A 21684-nucleotide genomic window follows, 5' to 3' on the forward strand; every position below is an offset into this window, starting at 1 on the left:
CGTTCTCGCCGGAGAACATGCCTGGCTGGGACGAAGGTCTCAGAGGTGGCTGCGCAGGTGATCGAGCAGTCCGCGACGAAACGCCTGCATCGCAGGCGTTTTCGCGGCCAACCCGTCGGCGCCGTGATACATCCCGGGCACCGTGATGAGTTCGCATTCGACACCGGCGGCCTGTAGCCGACGGGCGTAGTCGACGGATTCGTCGTAGAACAGGTCGAGGTCGCCGACACCGATCCAGGCCGGCGCTAGGCCGGCCAGGGCTTGGCGGCGGCCGGGGGCGGCGTACTCGGGCGCGTCCGACATTCTGGGCGGGCGGCCGAGATACGCCGTCCAGCCGAACCGGTTGGACGCCGGTGTCCACAGGAAACGCCCGCGCCCGCCATGGTCGGCGCGCAGCACGGTCCGGTCGTCGAGCATCGGGTAGGCCATCGCCTGGGCGCGCAACGGGATTTCCTCGTCATGGGCGCGTTGGGCGACCGCCGCGGTCAGCCCGCCGCCGGCGCTGGACCCCGTCACGGCGATGCGGTCGGGGTCGGCGCCGAGCTGCTCGGCGTTGGCCCGCATCCAGCGCAGGGTCGCCATGCAATCGTCGAGCGCGGCCGGGAACGGGTGCTCGGGTGCCAGCCGGTAGTCGGGTGAGACGACGACGGCGCCCAGCCCGCGCGCCAGCTTCGCAGCTCCTCCGACCTCCGCATGCGGGGAGCCGACCACCATGCCGCCGCCATGGATGTAGAGCAGGGCCGCACCACTGGGGCTCGTCGGGGTGAGCACCAGCACGTGGCGGCCTGCGACACGCTGCCTGCTCAGCGTCACGCCCGGGCCGGGGCGGCGGGTGATCCGGGAGGCCAGCCTGGCGAGCCGCAGCGAGCGGGCGGTGGTGTCACCGGTCAGGACGGGCAGCAGCGGGCTGCGGAATTCGGCGGGCACCGCGGCCACCGCCTCGCGGGTGGCCAGGTGGCGTCGCAGCCCCAATGCCACCACGGTGGCGGCCAAGGCCGCAGGCAGGGCTTTCATCTGCGAAAGGCTACCGGCGCCGCAGGGCGGACCGGCGGCTGCGGCCCACTAGACTCAGTACCCGTGACATCCCCATCGCCTCGTCCTGTTTTGGTGGTCGACTTCGGTGCCCAGTACGCCCAGCTGATCGCCAGGCGAGTCCGGGAGGCCCGGGTGTTCTCCGAGGTCATCCCGCACACGGCGACCGTGGAGGAGATCAAGGCCAAGGACCCGCAGGCCATCGTGCTGTCCGGTGGTCCGGCCAGTGTGTACGCCGAGGGTGCGCCTCAGCTGGACCCGGCGGTGTTCGACCTCGACGTGCCGGTGTTCGGCATCTGCTACGGCTTTCAGGCCATGGCCCAGGCCCTGGGCGGCACCGTCGCCCGTACCGGCACCAGTGAGTACGGCCGCACCGAGCTGGAAGTCCTTGGCGGTGAACTGCATTCAGGGTTGCCGGGCATGCAGCCGGTCTGGATGAGCCACGGCGACGCGGTCACCGCCGCTCCGGAAGGCTTCGAGGTGGTGGCCGTCAGTTCGGGCGCACCGGTCGCCGCCTTCGAGGACCGCGGCCGCCGGTTGGCCGGCGTGCAATACCACCCCGAGGTCATGCACACCCCGCACGGTCAGCAGATCCTGAGCCGGTTCCTGCACGACTTCGCCGGTATCGGGGCGAGTTGGACACCGGCCAACATCGCCGAGAGCCTGATCGAGCAGGTGCGCGAGCAGATCGGGGACGGCAAAGCGATTTGCGGCCTGTCCGGCGGCGTGGATTCCGCGGTGGCCGCCGCGTTGGTTCAGCGGGCCATCGGTGACCGTCTGACGTGTGTGTTCGTCGACCACGGTCTGCTGCGCGCCGGCGAACGCACCCAGGTGCAACGCGACTTCGTCGCGGCCACCGGAGCCCGACTGGTGACGGTGGACGCCGAGGGGCGTTTCCTGGAGGCGTTGTCGGGCGTGCACGACCCCGAAGGCAAGCGCAAGATCATCGGGCGCGAGTTCATCCGCGCATTCGAGGGCTCGGTGCGTGACCTGCTGGCCGAAGGCGATTCCGATGGGCACCCGATCGAATTCTTGGTTCAGGGCACGCTGTATCCGGACGTCGTCGAGTCCGGCGGCGGCACGGGAACAGCGAACATCAAGAGCCACCACAACGTCGGCGGTCTGCCTGCGGACCTGAAGTTCAAGCTCGTCGAGCCGCTGCGGCTGTTGTTCAAGGACGAGGTGCGTGCGGTCGGCCGGGAGCTGGGCCTGCCGGAGGAAATCGTTGCCCGCCAACCGTTCCCGGGCCCAGGGCTGGGCATCCGCATCGTCGGTGAGGTGACCGCGGACCGGCTGGACACGTTGCGCCGCGCCGATCTGATCGCCCGCGAGGAGCTGACCTCGGCCGGTCTGGACCACCAGATCTGGCAGTGCCCGGTGGTGCTGCTCGCCGACGTCCGCTCGGTCGGCGTGCAGGGCGACGGACGCACCTATGGGCATCCGATTGTCTTGCGACCGGTGTCCAGCGAGGACGCGATGACCGCCGACTGGACGCGGGTGCCCTACGAGGTGCTCGAGCGGATCTCGACGCGCATCACCAACGAGGTGCGCGAGGTGAACCGGGTGGTGCTCGACATCACGAGCAAACCACCCGGCACCATCGAGTGGGAGTAAATACTCAACGCGTCGGCACAGGGGTTCGATCGAGCGTCCCAAGGATTGAGCTCGGCAACGTGGGCTGGGCCGGTATCTGCGGCGATGTCGAACGCCGCGAGCAGCTAAGCCGGATGGTTGAGCGCACGGGTGCCCCTTAAGTTCTTGACGCCGCGGCGATTTCGGCGATAGCCGCGTCCAGGGTCTTGTCGAATTCGGCGTCGCTCTGTTGGGCGGTCAGTCCCTCGGTCAGCGCCCGGGAGAAGCTGGCGATGACGCCGTGGTTGCGGGCCAGCCGCTCGCAGGCGGCGGCGCGGTCATATCCGCCCGACAGCGCCACCACCCGCATCACCCGGGGATGCTCGACCAGGTCGCGGTAGAGATCGTCGACGTCGGGAAGCGTGAGCTTGAGCATCACCTGCTGATCGCCGAGGGCGTCGAGGTGCCGGAGGATCGCGGCCTTGAGCTGCTCCTCGGCCTCGCCCTTGCGGGGGCTGTGGATGTCGACCTCGGGTTCGATGATCGGCACCAGTCCGGCGCCCAGGATCTGGCGGGCGACTTCGAACTGCTGGTCGACCACTGCCTCCAGCCCGGCGCCGGGCAGCTTGATGACCGAACGCATCTTGGTGCCGAAGATGCCCTTGTCCACCGCGCGGGCCAGCAGTGCGTCGAGACCGTCGATGGGTTTCATCACCTGGGCGCCGTCCTCCTCGGCCGCCAGCCCCTTGTCGACCTTGAGGATGGGCACGACGTTCTTGACGTTCCACAGGTAGTCGGCCGTCGGGCGGCCCTCGATGTCGCGGTCCATGGTCATCTCGAACAGGATCGCGGCGATGATCCGGTCACCGTTGAAGCTCGGGCTGGTGATGATGCGGGTGCGCATCTGGTGCACGAGGTCGAACATCTGCTCGTCGCCGGAGTACTCGTCCTCGGCGATGCCGTAGAGCTTCAGCGCCTTGGGGGTGCTACCGCCACTCTGGTCGAGCGCGGCAATGAAGCCGGCTCCGTGGGCGACCTTCTCAGCCTGTTCGCGGTTCATCGTCATGCCCTGCATCGTGCCAGGTGTGATTTCGGCGCCGTGATCAACGTCGGCTCGGGACGTCAGGCAGGTGAGGTTCGCGCTTGACGCTGTCGGTGGGTGGGTGTTTACTCGATTCATCGAACATACATTCGAACACAGTGGTCGGCGATCGTGGCTGGAGGTGGGCGATGACGGCGGCGGTTCCCCTGGAGAGGCGCCAGCATGACCGTGCTGAGCAGCTACAACAGCTTCGGCGCCAGATGGCGGCGGTGTCCGGAAAGGTCGGCGTCACCCGGTCTGTTACGGATGTGGCCAATGAGGTAATCTCGCCCTCTGAAAGTTTGCTGCGGGTCCCGGAATCGCTGGCTGAACTGCTCCCGAATGGGTTGCCGAGGGGGGTGGTCGCGGTGGTGTCGGGGGCCCGTTCGTTGCCGGTGCACGTAGCCGCGGCAGTGACGGCCGGCGGGGGGCATGTGGCCGTCGTCGGGCTGCCCGACTTCGGTCTGCTCGCTGCCGCGGAGATGGGTGCGGATCTGAGCCGGCTCGCGGTGATCCCCGACCCGGGCACCGATCCCGTCGAGGTGGCCGCGGTGCTGATGGACGGGATGGATCTGGTGATCCTCGGCCTGGCCGGCCGGACGGTGACCGCCACTCGGGCGCGGGCGGTGGTGGCCCGGGCCCGGCAGAAGGGTTGCACCCTGCTGGTTGCGCGCGGCGACTGGCAGGGTGCCACGATGCGCCTCGATGCGCGGGTGAACGGGTATGAGACCACCACCGCCGGCCATGGCGGCATCCCGGTGCCGGGGTCCGGACGCATCGGCCGGGTGCGGTTGTCCGTCCGGGCCCATGGCCGCACGGCACGGTCCAGGGTGAGCTGATGTGACCGGCCGGGTGCTGGCGATCTGGTGCATGGACTGGCCGGCGGTTGCCGCGGCCGCAGCGGCGGGACTGCCGGCGACGGCCCCGGTCGCGGTCACCCTGGCCAACCGGGTGATCGCCTGCTCGGCGGCCGCCCGCGCGGCCGGGGTGCGCCGCACGCTGCGTCGGCGCGAGGCTCAGGCGCGGTGCCCGCACCTGCATGTGGTCACCGCCGACCCGGCCCGCGATGCCCGCTACTTCGAGGGGGTGACGGCCGCGGTCGACGAGGTGGTCCCGCGCGCCGAGGTGTTGCGCCCGGGGTTGTTGGTGCTGCCGGTCCGCGGTGCCGCCCGCTACTTCGGCTCCGAGTCGACCGCCGCCGAGCGGTTGGTCGACGCCGTCGCCGCGGCGGGCGCGGAATGCCAGGTGGGGGTGGCCGATCAGCTGCCCACCGCCGTCTTCGCCGCCCGCGCCGGCCGGATGATCGAACCCGGCGGAGATGCCGGATTCCTCTCGGCATTGTCCATCCGCCAGCTGTCCGGCGAGCCGAGCCTGTCCGGGCCCGGTCGGGAAGAGTTGGCTGATCTGTTGTGGCGCATGGGTATCCGCAACCTCGGCCAGTTCGCGGCATTGTCCCGCAGTGATGTGGCCTCCCGGTTCGGGGCCGACGCGATCGCCGCGCATCGCTTCGCCCGCGGCGAACCGGTGCGCGGGCCGTCCGGGCGTGAACCGGCGGCCGACCTCGATGCGGTGCTGCACTGCGACCCGCCGATCGAGCGGGTCGACGCGGCCGCATTCGCCGGGCGGACGTTGGCCGGCGAACTGCATCGCAGCCTGGCGGCCGCGGGAGTTGGCTGCACCCGGCTGGCCATCCACGCGGTCACCGCGGCAGGCGGTGAGCTGACCAGGGTGTGGCGCTGCGCCGAACCGTTGACCGAGGACGCCACCGCCGACCGGGTGCGGTGGCAGCTCGATGGGTGGCTCACCGGGCGGACGGCAGCGAAGCGGCCGAACTCCCCGGTGACCGTTCTGCGGCTGCAGCCGGTGGAAGTTGTTTCCGCAGAAGCCCTTCAGCTGCCGCTATGGGGCGGGGTGGGGGAGGAAGACCGGTTGCGCGCCCGCCGGGCTCTGGTGCGGGTGCAGGGGTTGCTGGGACAGGAGGCCGTCCAGCTGCCGGTGTTGTCCGGTGGTCGGGGTCCTGCTGAACGCATCACGTTGACCCCGCTCGGTGACGAGCTGGTGCCCCGTGCCGACCCGGGCCGGCCCTGGCCCGGTCAGTTGCCCGAGCCGGCACCGGCGGTGATCCTCGACGATCCGGTGGAACTGCTTGACGCCCAAGGTAACCCGGTGCGGGTGACCGGGCGCGGGATGTTCACGGCCGAACCGGCGCGGCTGGACGGTGCGGGGCACCATTACCGGGGTGTGCTGAGTTGGTGGGCCGGGCCGTGGTCGGTGGACGAACGGTGGTGGGATCAGGGCGAGCAGTCCAGGGCGGGTAGGACCGCGCGAGCCCAGGTGCTGGTGGACAACCGGCCGGGCGAGCCGAAAGTCGCACTGCTGCTGTGTTACCGGCAGCGCCGGTGGTACCTGGAAGGCGTCTACGAATGAGCCGCCCACACCGGCTATCTGTCGGCGTGCAGCCGACGTGCGAACGGGCCGACCCGGTCGATGAACCGGTCGAAGAACACCGCCGGGTCGACTGCGACACCGACATGAGCGTTGGGCTCTCGGCCCCATCGCCCGCTCCAGTCGGCGATCGTCATGCCGCGCGTCAGCGTCCCGGTGAGCTCGACGTCGACCGTGGTCGCCCTGGTCTGCACCAGACCGGGATCCAGGGCCACTGCTGCCGCCAGCGGGTCGTGCAGGTGCGCCAGAAAGCCCTCGCCCTGATCGAAATGGAACTCGAAGTAGAACCTCATCGCGTCCTCGAGCGCGCGGATCACCACGTTGTCGGCGGTCGACCGGGTGCCCCGGGAATCCAGCACACTCATGGCGGTCGTGATCGCGCCCGCGGCACCGGCCAGGCGACTCAGGATCGCCGGCGTCAGCATGACGCTCTCGGTCAGGTTCAGTCCGCACACGATCGGAAGCTGGTGCGGCTGAATCGCTTTGGTATCCGCGGCCCGCCCCCACGCATCGAACACCTCAGCCGCGGCCTCCGGGTCGACGCTGATGTTCCATTCGGCCACGGGGGTGGTGTTACCGCGGTAGTCGAAGGCGCCGCCCATGATGACCAGCCGCCGCAACAACGACGGCAGCGCCGGCTCGTCTCGCACGGCCAGCGCGAGGTTGGTCAGCGGGCCGGTGACCAGACCGACCAGTTCGCCGGGCCGGGCGTGCGCGGCGCGCACCCAGGCCTCGGCCGAGTCGTAATCGGTGAGTTCGCGTTGGTGCACCGGTAGTTCGGCGTAGCCCAGGCCGGCTGGTCCGTGGGTGTCTTCGGCGGTGCGCATCTCGGCGCTCAGCGGTTGGTCGGCGCCCCGCGACACCGGCAGGTCGATGGCTCCGCACAGTTCGAGAAGGCCGAGGTTGTTGCGGCACACCTGATCCACACCGACATTGCCACCGGTGGAGGCGATGCCGACGAGTTGCGCATCAGGGCTGGCCAACAGGTACACCAGTGCCATCGCATCGTCGACGCCGGTGTCCACATCGGCGAAAACGGGCAGCGTCGCAGCCTGCTCATCCCCGTCGGTCACGCGGTAACGATACCCGCCGCCGCTTCAGGATCAGGCCGGGCGTGGACCGCCCTGACGGATGACCGCGGCCAGCCCGTCGCGATCGGAAACGCCGAGTTTCAGGCACGCCCGGTAGACGTGGCCCTCGACGGTGCGCACCGAAACCGACAGCTGCTCGGCGATTTCCCGGTTCGACAAGCCGGCGGCGACCAGTTCGGCGACCTCGAGTTCGCGGGAGGTCACCGGCAGCGGCCGCGCGGCACTGCGGATGGCCGGGGTGGCGGCGCCTCCGCAGACGGCCGCCAGACGCGTTGCGCGGGCGACGGATTCGATCTCGCGGCGCCGCGCCCCGCGTTGCTCGTGGATCGCGGCCGCCGCAGCGGCGGCGTCCGCGGCCGACAACAGCAGCCCGGCCTGCTCGAAATCGATGCTGACCGCATCCAGCGCTTCGCCGTCGGCGTCGGCCACCGCGGTGGCATGGCGGAGATACAGCTGCGGCAGCGGCCCGTCGACGAACGGCGCGCGCGACTGGAGTCGGTGGGCGACCTTGCGATCCCCGAAGCGCGCCGCGTCGTGCAACGCCTCGATCTCCACGGCGAACTGGCCGCTGCGCGCGGCGACGTCGGCGGCGGCGCGGCACAGTTCCAGCGCGCGGCGGCCTGCACCGCGCGCCGCCGCGACCCAGGCCCTGACGAGCAGCATCTGCGGGTCGAACAACGCCACGCTGGGTCCTGAATGCTCGCCGGCTTCGGCCAGCACCCGGTCGGCGTCGTCGGGCCGCCCCGAGCCCGCGTACGCGCGGGCCAGCAGAAACCGGCCCGGCAGCCGCCACGGCAGCGAGTTCTCCGCGTTGAATGCCGCGAGTGCTTGTTCGATGGTCGGGATCGCCTCGGCGAACTTGCCCCGGTACCCCGCGACCACACCGGCCATCAACGTCGCGATCGCCCATCCGAGAAACTCCCCGGACGACGTGAACTCCGCGTACTCGACCGCACGTCCCTCGGCCTTGTCCAGGTTGCCGGTGTACACCAGGGCGAGCACTTCGCCGTAGCGTGCCATCATGCGGATCAGCCCGTCGGTGGACCGCTGGGTGTGCAGGCAGCGCTCGGCGATCTCGGCGAACTCACCGCCGCGCCCGGCGAACGGCATCGCCATCCCGGCCGCGAACGCGGCGGTCTCCACGGCTTGTTCGGGTGCGGCGGGATTGGCCAGCACCGCTTCGGCCATCGCCAAACCCTCGACCAGCCGGTTCTGGAACACCGTGAACGCGGCGTCGGCCGCGTCGACCATCGGTCGCAGGATCGGGTTGTCGACCCGAGCCCGCAGCAGCGCCATCACCTCGTCGGCACGATCGGCCTCGCCGAGCGACCAGAACACGATCGACGCCCGCGGGATACCCCACAGCACCAGCTGACCTTCGTCGAGCTCGTCGGGGTCGAACCGGGCCAGGACCTCCTCGGCCTCGTCCGGGCGGCCCTGCCACAGCAGCGCTCGAGACAGCAGGTGGGCGGCCTGCATTCCGGATTCGCGCTCGAACGCGGTGCGCGCCAACCGTTCACCGAGCGGTGCGTTGGCCAGTGACACCGCGTCTTTGGCCGCGGTGATCAGCAGACGGGTGTCGGCGGACTGGTCACTGTCCAGATACAGCTGCGCGAGCCGGATCCGATCGGCCGCCGACGCCGGTGGGTGTCGGTTGAGCACGGTGACGATCCGGCCGCGCAGCATGCGGGCCGACGCGGTCCCGATCTGTCGCAACACCACGTCGCCGTAGAGCGGATGGCTGATCCGCGCCACGAGTGTCGGTCCGTCGCGGTCGATCCGGATCAACTGCGCCTTCTCGGCGGCATCGACGGCCCGCTCGCCGGCCAGCTCCACCAGCGCGTCGATGTCCAGCGGCTCGGACAGGGCCAGCAGTCGCAGCACGGTGAGCGCACCGGGGTCGGCGTTGTCGAACCGGTTCTCCAGCAGGGTGGCCAGTCCCGACGACACCGTGGTCGCCCCGCGTAACTGCCATACGCCGTTGACCTCGCTCAGGGTGCCGGCTTCCAGCGCCGCCTCCACCATGTGCCGCAGAAACAGCGGGTTGCCGCCGGACTGCGACCAGATCACGTTGGCGCTGAGCTCTTCCAGGGTGCCGCCGAGCACCGACTCGACCAGCGCGATGCATTCGTCGCGGCTGAACGGTTCCAGGTCGATGCGGCGCAGGTAGCCGTCCTTCCACAGCGTCATCACCGAGTCGGGGACCGGTTCGCCGCTGCGCACCGTCGCGACGATCGTGCCGGCGCGTTCCACGGCGATCTGGTGCAGCAGCGTGGCCGACAGCTGGTCGAGCAGGTGGGCGTCGTCGACACCGATCACCGCGGGTCCGTCGGCCAGCAGCGACTGCCGGGCCGACACCAGCAGCTCGATGGGATCGCGGGCGTCGGTCGGTTTGACCCACTGGGCGAACGCCCCGAGCGGGATGCTGCGCGACGACGTGGTGCACGCGGCCCAGCGGACCCGGCCGGGAAGCGACGCGGTGACCGATCGGGCGAGGGTGGTCTTGCCGACCCCGGCGGGACCGGTGATCACCACTCCGGATATTTCGCTGTCGGACAGCGCGGACGCGATGACCTCATGCTTGGCAGGCCGGTCCAGTAGCTGCCAAGCCGTCCCCATGCGGTCAGCCTAGGTGCCGACCCCGCCCGCCGCTGGGTCTCTTGCCGATCTGCCCGCCCTCGGGGCCGCCGCGTCAACCAGCGCGGTCGAGGTGCCCCCGAAACCAGTCCGGCCAGGGCTGTTTGTCGAACGTCGTGGCGTCGACGCAGACGTGGATCATGGCTGCCTGGGCGATGATGTCCGCGCCGCGGCGGATCTCGTACCTGCTGCGCAGGGAGGTGCGCCCGAGGGGATCGAAGTCCACGCCGACGATCAGGTCATCGTCGAAATGGGCCGGCCGGCGGAACTGCAGCTCGGCTGCGGCCACCACGAGATCGACACCCCGGTCGGTCAGCACCTGGTAGTCGCCGAAGATGTCGCGGATGGCCTCGTTGAGGGCCATGTCGACCCACGTCAGGTAGTGACCGTTGAACACCCGGCCCTGCATGTCGCATTCGACGTACCGCACCCGCAGCGGCATGCCGAACCGTTCGGCGGTCATGTCAGAACGAGGTGATGCCGTCCCAGTCCACGATCGTCCACCCGATCACCGGGTTGCCGGTCAGCACCACCCGGCCGGTGTTGGGCAGCGGATGATCGGTCGCGAGGCTGTCTTTGGCGTTGCGCGCGTTCATCAGCGTCCACAGCATGATCGATGCGGCGCTGGAGAAGGCGACCGGCTTGTTGTCGCCGCTTTCGTAGATGCGCTGCACCGCGGCGGTGAACGCGCCGTTGAAGTCGGTGCCGCTGACCGAGCCGGGGATGCTGAAACTCGTGTCGCCGCGTAGCCAATCCGCCGGTGCCACCATGTAGGTGGCGGCCGCTTTGTCGGTGCCCAGGCCGTTGAACCAGCCTGCCGGCACCTCGTTGAGCCCCGGTAACACCGTGACCTGTTCGCCGAGCGCCTTGGCCATCGGCGCGGCCGTCTGCTGGGTGCGGACCATCTCCGAGGCGTAGACGCCGTCGTACTTGTTGTTCTGCAACCGGCTGGCCACCGCCTGCGCCTGCTGCTGTCCGGTCGGTGTCAGCGACGGACCGGGCACCGCCGTGTCGATGATGTTGTCGGCGTTGGCCACCGACTCCCCGTGCCGGATGAACGTCAGCGTGATCGTGCGCTCGCTTGGCGCCGACGAACCGCAGGAAGCGAGCAGGACGGCCACCAGGAGCGCGGCGAGCGTCGCGACGACGGTCCGCAGACGGGAAATGTGCATGGCCCTAGCGTGCCCTGTCCACCGCCGTGGTGGGCGGAATTTAGCCAGTGCGACGATGGAGTTTCTTGTTCCACGACCCGAGGAGTGCGGCAATGCCCATCGATCCCACGGCAATCGGCGCGGTCACCGAACCTCAGAGCACCCGATGGACCGATCGCGACACGATGCTCTACGCGCTCGGCGTGGGTGCCGGTACCGAGGACCTGGCGTTCACCACCGACAACAGCCACGACATCGCCCAGCAGGTGCTGCCCACGTTCGCCGTGATCTGCTGCCCGGCGTTCGGGGCGGCCACCAAGGTGGGTTCGTTCAACTGGGGCATGCTGCTGCACGGGTCGCAGTCGATCCGGTTGTATGCGCCGCTGCCCGCCTCCGGTGAGCTGTCGGTGGTCTCCGAGGTCGCCGACATCCAGGACAAGGGCGAGGGCAAGAACGCGATCATCGTGATGCGGGGCCGGGGAACCGATCCGGCCACCGGCGAGCTGATCGCCGAGACACTGTCGACCGCTGTCATCCGCGGTGAGGGCGGGTTCGGCGGTCAGCCCGGTCAGCGTCCGGTCGCCCCGGAATTCCCCGACCGCGAGCCCGACGCCCGCATCGCCATGCCGACCCGGGGCGACCAGGCCCTGATCTACCGGCTCTCCGGTGACCGCAACCCGCTGCACAGCGATCCGTGGTTCGCCCGCGAGATGGCCGGGTTCGACCGGCCGATCCTGCACGGCCTGTGCACCTACGGATTCGCCGGGCGCGCACTGCTTTCCGAGCTGGCCGGTAACGACGCCGCCAAACTCACCGCGGTCAGCGCGCGGTTCTCGGCGCCGGTCTTCCCTGGCGAGACGTTGACCACCTCGATCTGGCGCACCGCGCCGGGACAGGCCGTCTACCGCACCGAGGCCAGCGGGCTCGACGGTGCCAACGCGCGGATCGTGCTCGACGACGGCACGGCCGAATATATCGACTGATGTCGCGGCACCGCCGCGGTGACTAGCCGACCGCGCCGCCGACGAGGTGGCCGATGCCGAAGGTGACGGCCATGGCCAGCGCGCCGCCGATCACCACCCGGTAGATCGCCCGCCGCGCGCCGGCACCGCCGAGCCGCGCGCTGATCCACCCGGTGACCGCCAGCGCGAGCAGGACCGCGACGAATGTGATCGGCACCCGCATCGACGGCGGCGGGAGCAGGATCGCCAGCAGCGGCAGCACCGCGCCCACGGTGAACGCGACCGCCGACGAGAACGCCGCCTGCCACGGGTTGGTCAGTTCGTCGGGATCGATCCGCAGCTCGATGTCGACGTGCGCGGCGAACGCGTCGTGATCGGTGAGTTCCTCGGCGACGGTGCGAGCCGTCGCAGGCGAGAGCCCCTTGGCCTCGTAGAGCGCCGCGAGCTCTTCGAGTTCCTCCGCCGGCTGGGTGTCGAGCTCGCGGCGTTCCTTGTTGAGCATCGCCTTCTCGGTGTCGCGCTGGGTGCTCACCGACACGTATTCGCCGACGGCCATCGACAGCGCACCGGCGGCCAGGGCCGCGATACCGGCGGTGAAGATCGGTCCGCGTTCGGCGGTCGCCGCGGCCACGCCGACGACGATGCCCGCCGTCGAGACGATCCCGTCGTTGGCGCCGAGGACGCCGGCTCGCAGCCAGTTCAGCCGGCTGCCGAAGGCGCCGTGGTGGGGTTCGGCGGGATGGGTCGGCAGGTCGCCAGGAGTATTCACGTGTGCAGCGTAGGGCTTCCGCCGTATGCCCGCGCGATGTCGGTGGAGTCGGCCCAACCCGAGTAGGTCGGCCGCTGCGGCCATCCGTCAGGGGAGTCCTGCCATTCCTCTTGACGGCCCCACGGGAGCAGGTCGATCAGCGCGAACGAATGGCTGAGCTGTTCGGTCCCGCGACCGTTGGTGTGCCAGGTGCGATAGACGGTGTCGCCGTCTCGCAGGAAGACGTTGACGGCGAATCCCTCGCCGGGTGCGGCGTCGACGTCGGCGCCGAACGTACTGTCCGAGGACGAATACCAGTCCATCTTGTTGCCGACTTTTTCCTTGTACGCCAAGGCTTCTGCGATGGGTCCGTTGGTGACGATCACGAAGCGGGCGTCGTAGTTGTCCAGGAACTCCAGCCGGGTGAACTGGGAGGTGAACCCGGTGCAGCCGGAGCATTGCCACTCCTGGCCGTCACTCCACATGTGGTGGTAGACGATCAACTGGGAACGCCCGTCGAACACCTCGGCCAGGCAGACGGGCCCGTCCGGGCCGATCAGGACGTACTTGGGCATCTCGACCATCGGCAACCGCCGACGCTGGGCGGCGATCGCATCGAGTTCGCGGGTGGCGGCCTTTTCCCGGACGCGCAACTCGTCGAGAGCGGTGCGCCAGGACTGCTGGTCGACTACCGGGGGCAGGGCGGACATGTGCATCTCCTTGGGTCGGGTTCGTTCACAAGGATTGACCCGCCCTGCCGCCGTTAGTCATCGGTGCTAGCCGCGCTTGCTGTGTCCCTGCCCGGTCCCTGGCTTGCCGGCCGGATTACCGGCAGCCTTGGCCGATGCCGCCTTCCGGTTACCGGCTGCCGATGCCTTCGGCTTGGAGCGCGCCGAGGACGCGGTGCCCGACGGTGCGGACGGCGTCGCCTTGGTGGTGACCGCTGCCGTGCTTCGCAGCGCGGCGGCGCTGGGCTTCTTGAACGGCAGCGTGATCGTGGGCGGTGGGGTGTAGAGCGCCTTGGCGATCAGGTTCCGGACGATGAGCGGCAGCCCGATCGGCCCGTACTGGCCGAGCAGTCCGGCGTCGGCATTGAGGGTGATGTCGAGGAACACCGCGGGTGCCTGCACCAGGGCCGCCAACGGGTTGGCGCTGCCCGCAACGAACGTGAATGCTTGCTGGATGGCGTAGATGGGGACGTAGAGCTGCTGGGGAATGATGGCGGGCACCGCGGCGGCGACTTCGCCGAGCACGTTGAACAGCTCCGTCACATGGGTGCTGATCTCTCCCGGGATCTGGCCGGCCTTACCGGTGAGAAGCTGGGTGGCGTAGATCAGCTGATTGAGGACCAGCTGGGTGACGACGGGCGCGAGCGGGAAGGTGGGGGACGGCAGGGGAAAACTGTTGTTGGTCCCCAGCGCCAGCTTGCCGAGCTCGTACACGCTGGAGACCGTGTTGCTGGCCAGGTCGGACCAGGCATCGGTCAGCACGATGGCTTCGGTGGAGATGCGCACCGGCGACATGCTTGCCGGGTGCAGATCGGGCGGTGTGACGATGACCGGGGTCAGGGCCAGCGCTCCCGTGGTGGTCAGCGTGGCGACGGCGAACAGGGGGCGGCGGGCGGGGTGTTCCATCGGGCGTGTCTCCCTCGTTGTGGCGGCGTCGACGAGGGCTCGTCGGCTTCAATTCCGGGCTGGGAATCCGCTGTGGGTGAGCTTTCCAGGAGCGTGAGACGGACGCACCGAAATTTGCTGGATCAACCGGTTCGGTGCAGTTTCAGCTGTCGAGTTCGGTGAGCCCGGCCAGCGCCGCAGGCAGTGGATTCCGGTGGAGTACACCCAGGCGCTGGGTGGCGCGGGTGAGCGCGACATAGAGTTCGGCGGCACCGCGCGGTCCGTCGGCGAGAATACGGTCCGGCTCCACGACCAGCACCGCGTCGAACTCGAGTCCTTTGGTCTCCGACGGCGCGATGACGCCGGGAATGTCCGGCGGTCCGATCACCACGCTGGTGCCCTCTCGGGCGGCCTCGGCGGCGGCGAACTCCTCGATGGCGGCCGGCAGCTGCGCTGCGGTGACGCGCCGCGACCACGGCCGAACGCCGCACGCGCGCACCGACTCCGGGGGCTGGACATCAGGGGCGAACTCGGCCAGCACGGCGGCGGCGACGGCCATGATCTCAGCGGGAGTGCGGTAGTTCACCGACAGCGACCGGTACACCCAGCGGCCGGGCACGTAGGGCTCCAGCATCTGCGCCCACGACGTCGCCCCGGCCATCGACCGGCGCTGCGCGAGATCGCCGACCACCGTGAACGACCGACTGGGGCAGCGGCGCATCAACACCCGCCAGTCCATCTCCGAGAGCTCCTGTGCTTCGTCGACCACGACGTGCCGATAGGTCCAATCCCGGTCGGCGGCCGCGCGTTCGGCGAGGTCTCGGTAGTCACCCTCGGTGAAACGTTCGGCCAAGCCCTCGGCGTCGATCAGGTCCTGCGCGAGCAGATGGTCCTCGTCGTCCATCAGATCCTCGTGCGCGACCATGTTCTCCAAAACACCTCTGGCATAGTCAGTTTCGTTCTTTCGGGCTTGTTCGGCGGCGGCATCCGCCTGCTTGTCGCGGCCCAGCAGGTCGACCAATTCGTCGAGCAACGGCACGTCCGACACCGTCCAGGCCGCACCGTCTTCCCGCCACAGGGTCTCCTCGGCGCCGGCGGCACGTAACCGCTCGGGCGAGCTGTACAGCTCGGCCAACAGATCGTGCGGCTCGAGGACCGGCCACAGTTGGTCGAGGGCCGCCAGGAACCGCTCGTTGTCTTCGAGGTCGGCGAGCAGGTCCGCCCGAACCTTCTCCCAGGCGTCGCGATTGTCGCGGGTCAGCCAGCCGCGGCCGATGCGGGCGACTCCGCGCTCGGTCAGCACGTAAGTGACGATGTCGCGGAACACCGCACGCGCCGCGTTGTGCGGCAGGCCACTTGCGCGTGCCTCGTCGATGGCCCATTGCGCTGTGTCGGCGGCGATCTGCATCGTGACGTCGCCCAGCGGGATCTCGATCGGGTGCTCGGGCACGCGCTGGCGGTCCGCGATCGCGGCGGCCAGCACGTCCAGCATCGCGCGGGCGCCCTTGATGCGGGCGACGTCCGGGGTGTCCTCGGCCGTGACGTGCAGTCCGGGAAGCAGGTCGCCGACCGTGGCGAACACGACGTCCGACTCGCCCAGTGAAGGAAGCACGCGACCGATGTGCTTCATGAACGCCTCATTGGGGCCGACGACCAGCACGCCGTGGCGTTCGATCCGCTGGCGTTGGGTGTAGAGCAGATAGGCCACCCTGTGCAGCGCCACCACCGTCTTGCCGGTGCCGGGGCCGCCCTCGATCACCAGAACGCCCGGATGCTCGAGCCGGATGATCTCATCCTGTTGGGCCTGGATCGTCGCCACGATGTCGCGCATGCCCTCGCCGCGGGGCGCGTTGACCGCGGCCAGCAGGGCAGCGTCGCTGCTGAACGGGCTGTCGTCACCGGCGCCAGGGTCGGGACGGCCGAAGACCTCGTCGGTGAAATCGATCAGTCGCCGCCCCAGCGAGTGGAACTGACGGCGCCGGCGCATGCCCTCTGGGCTGGCGCCGGTGGCGATGTAGAAGGCGCGGGCCGCCGGTGCCCGCCAGTCGATCAGTAGTGGCTCGTGGTCGTTCTGCTCGTCGAAGATGCCGAGACGGCCGACGTAGAGCCGTTCGCCCGAAAGGGCGTCCAGCCGCCCGAAGCACAATCCCTGATCGGCCACGTCCAACCGCGCCGCGGATTGCGCCAATGCACGTACCTCGGCGTCCCTGGCCACCAGTGTCCCGCCGTCCTGGACGTCGATCGGCCCCCCGAGCGCGGCGCGGTACTGGGCCTTGACCCGCGCGCGCTTGGCGTCGAGCCGGTCGTAGAGCCCGGCCAGGTACTCCCGCTCGGATTCCAGTTCACGCTCGTGTGCCTCGGTGGTCATACCCCTCATTTCCATGGTCCGGTCAGCGAGTGTGCGTCAGCCACCGGGTCTTGCCGCAAGCCCCCCGGTGCGTTATAGCTTGAGAAGGGCAGACGTTCGCGGCCTCCTCCATCCTCACCCACCTCGTTGGCACGGGCTGCCCCATCGACCAGCCGTCGCACATATGTTCGATTAAGCTCGGTGTGATGAGTTGGTTCAACGGGCCGCCGAGCTGGTCGGAGATGGAGCGGGTGCTGGGCGGCAAGCCGCGCCGTTCGGGCCTGTCGCTCGGTGAGCCGCACGCCGACGGCGGCGACAGCCCGGCGTGGTCGCGCCGCCGGGAACCCTACGAGCCTCACGGCGGGCGGCTGACCCGCTCGGCCGTGCCCTACGCGGAGCTGCACGCGCACTCGGCCTACAGCTTCCTCGACGGGGCCAGTACCCCGGAGGAGCTCGTCGAGGAGGCGTCGCGGCTGGACCTTCGGGCCATCGCCCTGACCGACCACGACGGGCTCTACGGCGTGGTGCGGTTCGCCGAGGCGGCCAAAGAACTCGACATGCGCACCGTCTTCGGTGCGGAACTGTCGCTGGGCAATACCGCTCGCACCGAGTCGCCCGACCCGCCGGGCCCGCACCTGCTGGTGCTGGCGCGCGGGCCGGAGGGGTACCGGCGGCTGTCCCGCCAGCTGTCCGCCGCGCATCTGGCCGGTGGTGAGAAGGGCAAGCCGCGTTACGACTACGATTCGCTGACCGAGGCCGCGGGCGGGCATTGGCACATTCTCACCGGTTGTCGCAAAGGCCATGTCCGGCAGGCTCTTTCGTCCGGTGGGCCGCAAGCCGCGGCAACGGCGCTGGCCGATCTGGTGGACCGCTTCGGTCGCGACCGGGTCAGTATCGAACTCACCTGCCATGGTGATCCGCTCGACGACGAACGCAACGCCGCGCTGGCCGCGCTGGCCCCGCGGTTCGGCGTGGGGGTTGTCGCCACCACCGCTGCTCATTTCGCCGGGCCGAGCCGCGGCCGGCTGGCCATGGCGATGGCGGCCATCCGGGCGCGCCAGTCGCTGGACGAGGCCGCCGGTTGGCTTGCCCCGGTGGGCGGTTCGCATCTGCGCTCCGGCGACGAGATGGCCCGGCTGTTCGCCCGCCATCCCGAGGCGGTCAGTGCCGCCGCCGACCTCGGTGAGCAGTGCGCCTTCGGGCTGGCGCTGATCGCTCCGCAGCTTCCGCCGTTCGAGGTGCCGGCCGGGCACACCGAGGACAGCTGGTTGCGGGAACTGGTGATGATCGGTGCCGCCCGGCGCTACGGGCCGCGGGCCGGCGCGCCGGAGGCCTACGCCCAGCTCGAGCGCGAACTGGACATCATCGCCGCGCTGAAGTTCCCGGGGTACTTCCTGGTGGTTCACGACATCACCCGGTTCTGCCGGGAGAACGACATCCTGTGTCAGGGCAGGGGATCGGCGGCCAACTCCGCCGTCTGCTATGCACTGGGTGTCACCGCGGTCGACCCGATCGCCAATGAACTGCTCTTCGAACGGTTCCTGTCTCCGGCTCGCGACGGGCCGCCGGACATCGACATCGACATCGAATCGGACCTTCGGGAAAAGGCCATCCAGTACGTCTACGACCGGTATGGCCGTGACTACGCCGCCCAGGTCGCCAACGTCATCACCTACCGGGGTAAGAGCGCGGTGCGGGACATGGCCCGTGCGCTCGGCTTCTCTCAGGGGCAACAGGATGCCTGGAGCAAGCAGATCAGCCACTGGCACTCCGGTGCCGATGCGCCGGATGTCGAAGGCATCCCGGCGCCGGTGGTCGAGCTGGCGACCCAGATCAAGAACCTGCCGCGGCACATGGGTATTCACTCCGGCGGCATGGTGATCTGCGACCGGCCCATCGCCGATGTGTGCCCGGTCGAGTGGGCCCGCATGGAGAACCGAAGCGTGCTGCAGTGGGACAAGGATGACTGTGCGGCAATCGGTTTGGTGAAGTTCGACATGCTCGGCCTCGGCATGCTCTCAGCGCTGCACTATGTCATCGACCTGGTGGCCGAGCACAAGGGCATCACGGTCGACCTGGCCAAGCTGGATCTCGCCGAACCGGCGGTCTACGAGATGCTGCAGAAGGCCGACTCGGTCGGAGTGTTCCAGGTGGAATCGCGAGCCCAGATGGCCACCCTGCCAAGGCTGAAACCTCGGGTGTTCTACGACCTGGTGGTGGAGGTGGCGCTGATCCGGCCCGGGCCCATCCAGGGCGGCTCGGTGCATCCCTACATCAAGCGCCGCAACGGTCTGGAGCCGGTCACCTACGACCACCCCTCGATGGAACCGGCACTGCGAAAGACCCTGGGAGTGCCGCTGTTCCAGGAACAGTTGATGCAGCTGGCGGTGGACTGCGCGGGCTTCTCGGCGGCCGAGGCCGACCAGCTGCGCCGGGCCATGGGTTCCAAACGCTCCACCGAGAAGATGCGCCGGCTGCGGGACCGGTTCTATGCCGGGATGGCCCAGCGGCACGGCATCACCGGCGAGGTTGCCGAACGGATCTACGAGAAGCTGGAAGCCTTCGCCAATTTCGGCTTCCCGGAGAGTCATTCGCTGAGTTTCGCCTCGCTGGTGTATTACTCCTCATGGTTCAAGCTGCACCATCCGGCGGCGTTCTGTGCCGCCCTGCTGCGCGCCCAGCCGATGGGCTTCTATTCGCCACAGTCGTTGGTCGCCGATGCCCGCAGACACGGGGTTGTGGTGCACGGGCCTGATGTCAATGCCAGCCTGGCGCATCCCACGCTGGAGAACTCCGGGCTGGATGTGCGATTGGGTCTGGGTGCGGTGCGCCATATCGGTACCGAGCTGGCCCAGCGTATCGTCGACGAGCGCAAGGCGAATGGACCGTATGCCTCGCTGCTGGATTTGACTGGACGAGTACAGCTTTCGGTGCCGCAGACCGAGGCGCTGGCCACCGCCGGGGCGCTCGGCTGCTTTTCGATCACCCGCCGGGAGGGGCTGTGGGCGGCCGGTGCCGCGGCCACCCAACGCCCCGACCGGCTACCCGGCGTCGGCTCGTCGTCGCACGTTCCCGCCCTGCCCGGGATGAGCGAGGTGGAATTGGCCGCGGCCGACGTGTGGGCCACCGGCGTCTCGCCGGACAGCTATCCGACCCAGTTCCTGCGCGCAGACCTCGACGCGTTGGGGGTGCTGCCCGCCGACCGGCTGCTGGAGGTGCCCGACGGTGCCCGGGTACTGATCGCCGGGGCGGTGACGCATCGTCAGCGGCCTGCCACCGCACAGGGGGTGACGTTCATGAACATCGAAGACGAGACCGGCATGGTCAATGTGATGTGCTCTCCAGGGGTGTGGAACCGGCATCGCAAACTCGCCCAGACCGCCTCGGCGCTGTTGATCCGCGGTCAGGTGCAGAACGCCACGGGTGCGGTCACGGTGGTGGCCGAGCGGATGGGCCGCATCACGATGACGGTGGGTTCCCGCTCGCGGGACTTCCGGTGAGCGAAGCGAAGCGGAAGAATCTGGCCTGAGCCGGTGAGCGAAGCGAAGCGGAAGAATCTGGCCTGAGCCGGTGAGTCAGTCCTTTTCGTCGTCACGGGGGAGCAGTCGTTCTGGGTGGTGATAGTCATTGGTACCGCCGATGAGCGGCACATCCGGTGGTGGAATCCATTCGGTTCGGCCGCCGGGGAGTTGGCGGGTGGCCCAGCCGTCGTTCTCGACGAGTAGGTTGTCGCATTTGCAGGCCAGGGTGAGGTCGTCGATGTCGGTGGTGCCACCGTGTTTCCAGTCTTTGGCGGCGTGGTGGACCTGGCTGTTGTAGCCGTTGACCGTGCATCCGGGTGCGGTGCAGCCACGGTATTTGGCCAGCAACATGATTCGCTGATCGGCCGAGGCCAGTCGCTTGCTTCGACCGAGCCACAACGACTGTCCGGTGACCCCGTCGAACACCGCCAGATAGTGGTTGGCGCGGGCGGACATCCCGATCAGGTCACTGATCGGGATCAATGTCCCGCCGGCGGTGACGGCGTGCCCGGCACCGGCTTGAAGTTCCTGCAGGGTAGTCGACACGATCACCGTCACCGGAAGGCCATTGTGCTGGCCGAGTCTGGGGTCGCCGAGGCGGGAGCGCACCAGGTCGGCGAGTGCATCGTGTTGGCGTTGGGCGTGGCTGCGAAGGTCGTCCGGTTCCGGTGCGGCGGATTTCGCCATCCACGCATCGAGCATCGCCCGCAGTTGTGGGTCGGCCACCAGCTTGCCGACGCTCATGCCGTCAGGGCGCTGACCCCCGCACCACACGAAGCCGCGCTTGCGTGCCCGGTCTTCTTCCGAGTACTTCCCGTCGGGATTGAGGTGGGTGGCCAACCTGTCGGCCACTTTCTCCAGCTGATCGGGCCGCATTGTCTCCGCGTGTTGGGCCAGGGTGCGCTCGGCTTTCTCGATCTCAACTGGTCCGACGTGGTCGGGCAGATCGTTGAAAAACTTCTGAATCACCCGGACGTGCTCGCCATCGAGCAAGCCGGCCTCCCACGCCACGCCGGTGGCCGGCAACAACGCCGGCAAGTGGTCGCCCGTCAATGTTGTGCGCGGCGTCAACTGCTCGGCATCACGTACTCGACGCTTGGCCGCCGCACGGCTGATCCGCAACACGTCGGCCAGCACGATCGGAATCGGCGGGCAGCCCTCATACCGCTCCAAGTGGGTGATCAGGTCGTACGAGATGGCGACCTGCCGACGTATCGACTTTTCCAGCCGCTCGATGGCCGCGAGCCGTTCCGGCGCGGGCAGCTCCTCGATATCGGTGGCACCGAGCATCTCGACCGCAACGGCAAGCGCATCCAACGCCGCAGTGATCGAACTCATGTTCGAAACGCTACCGCGTAGCCCCGACAGAAATTGTCATCTCTCACGACATCGGTGACAGTTCTGCATCAGGACATCGGTGACAGTTCGGGTGGTCTCGGTGGTGACACTTCTGCCTTCAGGCTGCGGTGGTGGCAGTTAATGAA

Annotated in this window: 16 protein-coding genes; 5 read left to right on the top strand and 11 right to left on the bottom strand. The window is 69.0% G+C overall.

All coding sequences use genetic code 11. The features are described from left to right. Nucleotides 1-39 precede the first annotated feature (39 nt). Nucleotides 40-1014: an alpha/beta hydrolase gene (locus MSZK_RS26595; RefSeq protein ID WP_099251532.1), complete on the bottom strand. Its 975-nt coding sequence runs from the start codon at nt 1012-1014 to the stop codon at nt 40-42. Nucleotides 1015-1077: 63 nt separating this feature from the next. On the opposite strand from MSZK_RS26595, the gene guaA reads away from it, so the two are divergent. After that, nucleotides 1078-2646 carry a glutamine-hydrolyzing GMP synthase gene (guaA, locus tag MSZK_RS26600; protein WP_099251533.1) on the top strand — a complete coding sequence of 523 codons (1569 nt, stop codon included), beginning with the start codon at nt 1078-1080 and terminating at the stop codon, nt 2644-2646. Between the two features lie 136 nt (nt 2647-2782). Here guaA and MSZK_RS26605 read toward each other — a convergent pair whose 3' ends face one another. Next, nucleotides 2783-3664 carry a fructose bisphosphate aldolase gene (locus MSZK_RS26605; RefSeq protein ID WP_099251549.1) on the bottom strand — a complete coding sequence of 294 codons (882 nt, stop codon included), beginning with the start codon at nt 3662-3664 and terminating at the stop codon, nt 2783-2785. A 170-nt stretch (nt 3665-3834) separates the two neighbouring features. Here MSZK_RS26605 and MSZK_RS26610 point away from each other — a divergent pair, with 170 nt between their 5' ends. Continuing rightward, on the top strand, nt 3835-4524 hold the full coding sequence (locus MSZK_RS26610) for a hypothetical protein (RefSeq protein ID WP_099251534.1): 690 nt from the start codon (nt 3835-3837) through the stop codon (nt 4522-4524). A gap of 31 nt (nt 4525-4555) precedes the next feature. Continuing rightward, the gene (locus MSZK_RS26615) at nt 4556-6112 is read left to right on the top strand and encodes a DNA polymerase Y family protein (RefSeq protein ID WP_099251550.1); all 1557 of its coding nucleotides are present in this window, start codon (nt 4556-4558) and stop codon (nt 6110-6112) included. Nucleotides 6113-6126: 14 nt separating this feature from the next. Here the strand turns inward: MSZK_RS26615 and MSZK_RS26620 are convergent, their stop codons facing one another. From MSZK_RS26620 to MSZK_RS26635, 4 genes are all read right to left on the bottom strand, one after another. Continuing rightward, on the bottom strand, nt 6127-7131 hold the full coding sequence (locus MSZK_RS26620; protein WP_233211528.1) for a nucleoside hydrolase: 1005 nt from the start codon (nt 7129-7131) through the stop codon (nt 6127-6129). A 102-nt stretch (nt 7132-7233) separates the two neighbouring features. Further along, nucleotides 7234-9840, bottom strand: a complete 2607-nt coding sequence (locus MSZK_RS26625; protein WP_099251535.1) for a LuxR C-terminal-related transcriptional regulator — start codon at nt 9838-9840, stop codon at nt 7234-7236. A gap of 73 nt (nt 9841-9913) precedes the next feature. After that, the gene (locus tag MSZK_RS26630) at nt 9914-10321 is read right to left on the bottom strand and encodes a thioesterase family protein (protein WP_099251536.1); all 408 of its coding nucleotides are present in this window, start codon (nt 10319-10321) and stop codon (nt 9914-9916) included. A gap of 1 nt (nt 10322) precedes the next feature. Then, complete coding sequence (locus MSZK_RS26635) at nt 10323-11030, bottom strand: histidine phosphatase family protein (protein WP_099251537.1); 708 nt, start codon at nt 11028-11030, stop codon at nt 10323-10325. Nucleotides 11031-11122: 92 nt separating this feature from the next. Between MSZK_RS26635 and MSZK_RS26640 the strand changes: the two genes are divergently transcribed. Then, nucleotides 11123-11992: a MaoC family dehydratase gene (locus tag MSZK_RS26640; protein ID WP_099251538.1), complete on the top strand. Its 870-nt coding sequence runs from the start codon at nt 11123-11125 to the stop codon at nt 11990-11992. A 22-nt stretch (nt 11993-12014) separates the two neighbouring features. Here the strand turns inward: MSZK_RS26640 and MSZK_RS26645 are convergent, their stop codons facing one another. From MSZK_RS26645 to helR, 4 genes are all read right to left on the bottom strand, one after another. Beyond that, a complete protein-coding gene (locus MSZK_RS26645) occupies nt 12015-12740 on the bottom strand; it encodes a VIT family protein (protein ID WP_233211526.1) in 726 nt (241 codons plus the stop codon). After that, nucleotides 12737-13429, bottom strand: coding sequence for a DUF899 family protein (locus MSZK_RS26650; RefSeq protein ID WP_099251552.1), 693 nt, complete (start codon nt 13427-13429; stop codon nt 12737-12739). The genes MSZK_RS26645 and MSZK_RS26650 overlap by 4 nt, the downstream gene beginning before the upstream one ends. A gap of 66 nt (nt 13430-13495) precedes the next feature. Then, nucleotides 13496-14353 carry a hypothetical protein gene (locus MSZK_RS26655; RefSeq protein ID WP_099251540.1) on the bottom strand — a complete coding sequence of 286 codons (858 nt, stop codon included), beginning with the start codon at nt 14351-14353 and terminating at the stop codon, nt 13496-13498. A 142-nt stretch (nt 14354-14495) separates the two neighbouring features. Then, the gene (gene helR, locus MSZK_RS26660) at nt 14496-16700 is read right to left on the bottom strand and encodes an RNA polymerase recycling motor ATPase HelR (RefSeq protein WP_199203508.1); all 2205 of its coding nucleotides are present in this window, start codon (nt 16698-16700) and stop codon (nt 14496-14498) included. A gap of 185 nt (nt 16701-16885) precedes the next feature. On the opposite strand from helR, the gene MSZK_RS26665 reads away from it, so the two are divergent. Next, on the top strand, nt 16886-20179 hold the full coding sequence (locus MSZK_RS26665; protein WP_099251541.1) for an error-prone DNA polymerase: 3294 nt from the start codon (nt 16886-16888) through the stop codon (nt 20177-20179). A 75-nt stretch (nt 20180-20254) separates the two neighbouring features. On the opposite strand, the gene MSZK_RS26670 is transcribed toward MSZK_RS26665, so the two are convergent. Next, nucleotides 20255-21538, bottom strand: a complete 1284-nt coding sequence (locus tag MSZK_RS26670; protein WP_099251542.1) for an HNH endonuclease signature motif containing protein — start codon at nt 21536-21538, stop codon at nt 20255-20257. Nucleotides 21539-21684: the final 146 nt, after the last annotated feature.

The organism is Mycobacterium sp. shizuoka-1 (assembly GCF_002723835.1).
Taxonomy (GTDB): Bacteria; Actinomycetota; Actinomycetes; order Mycobacteriales; family Mycobacteriaceae; genus Mycobacterium.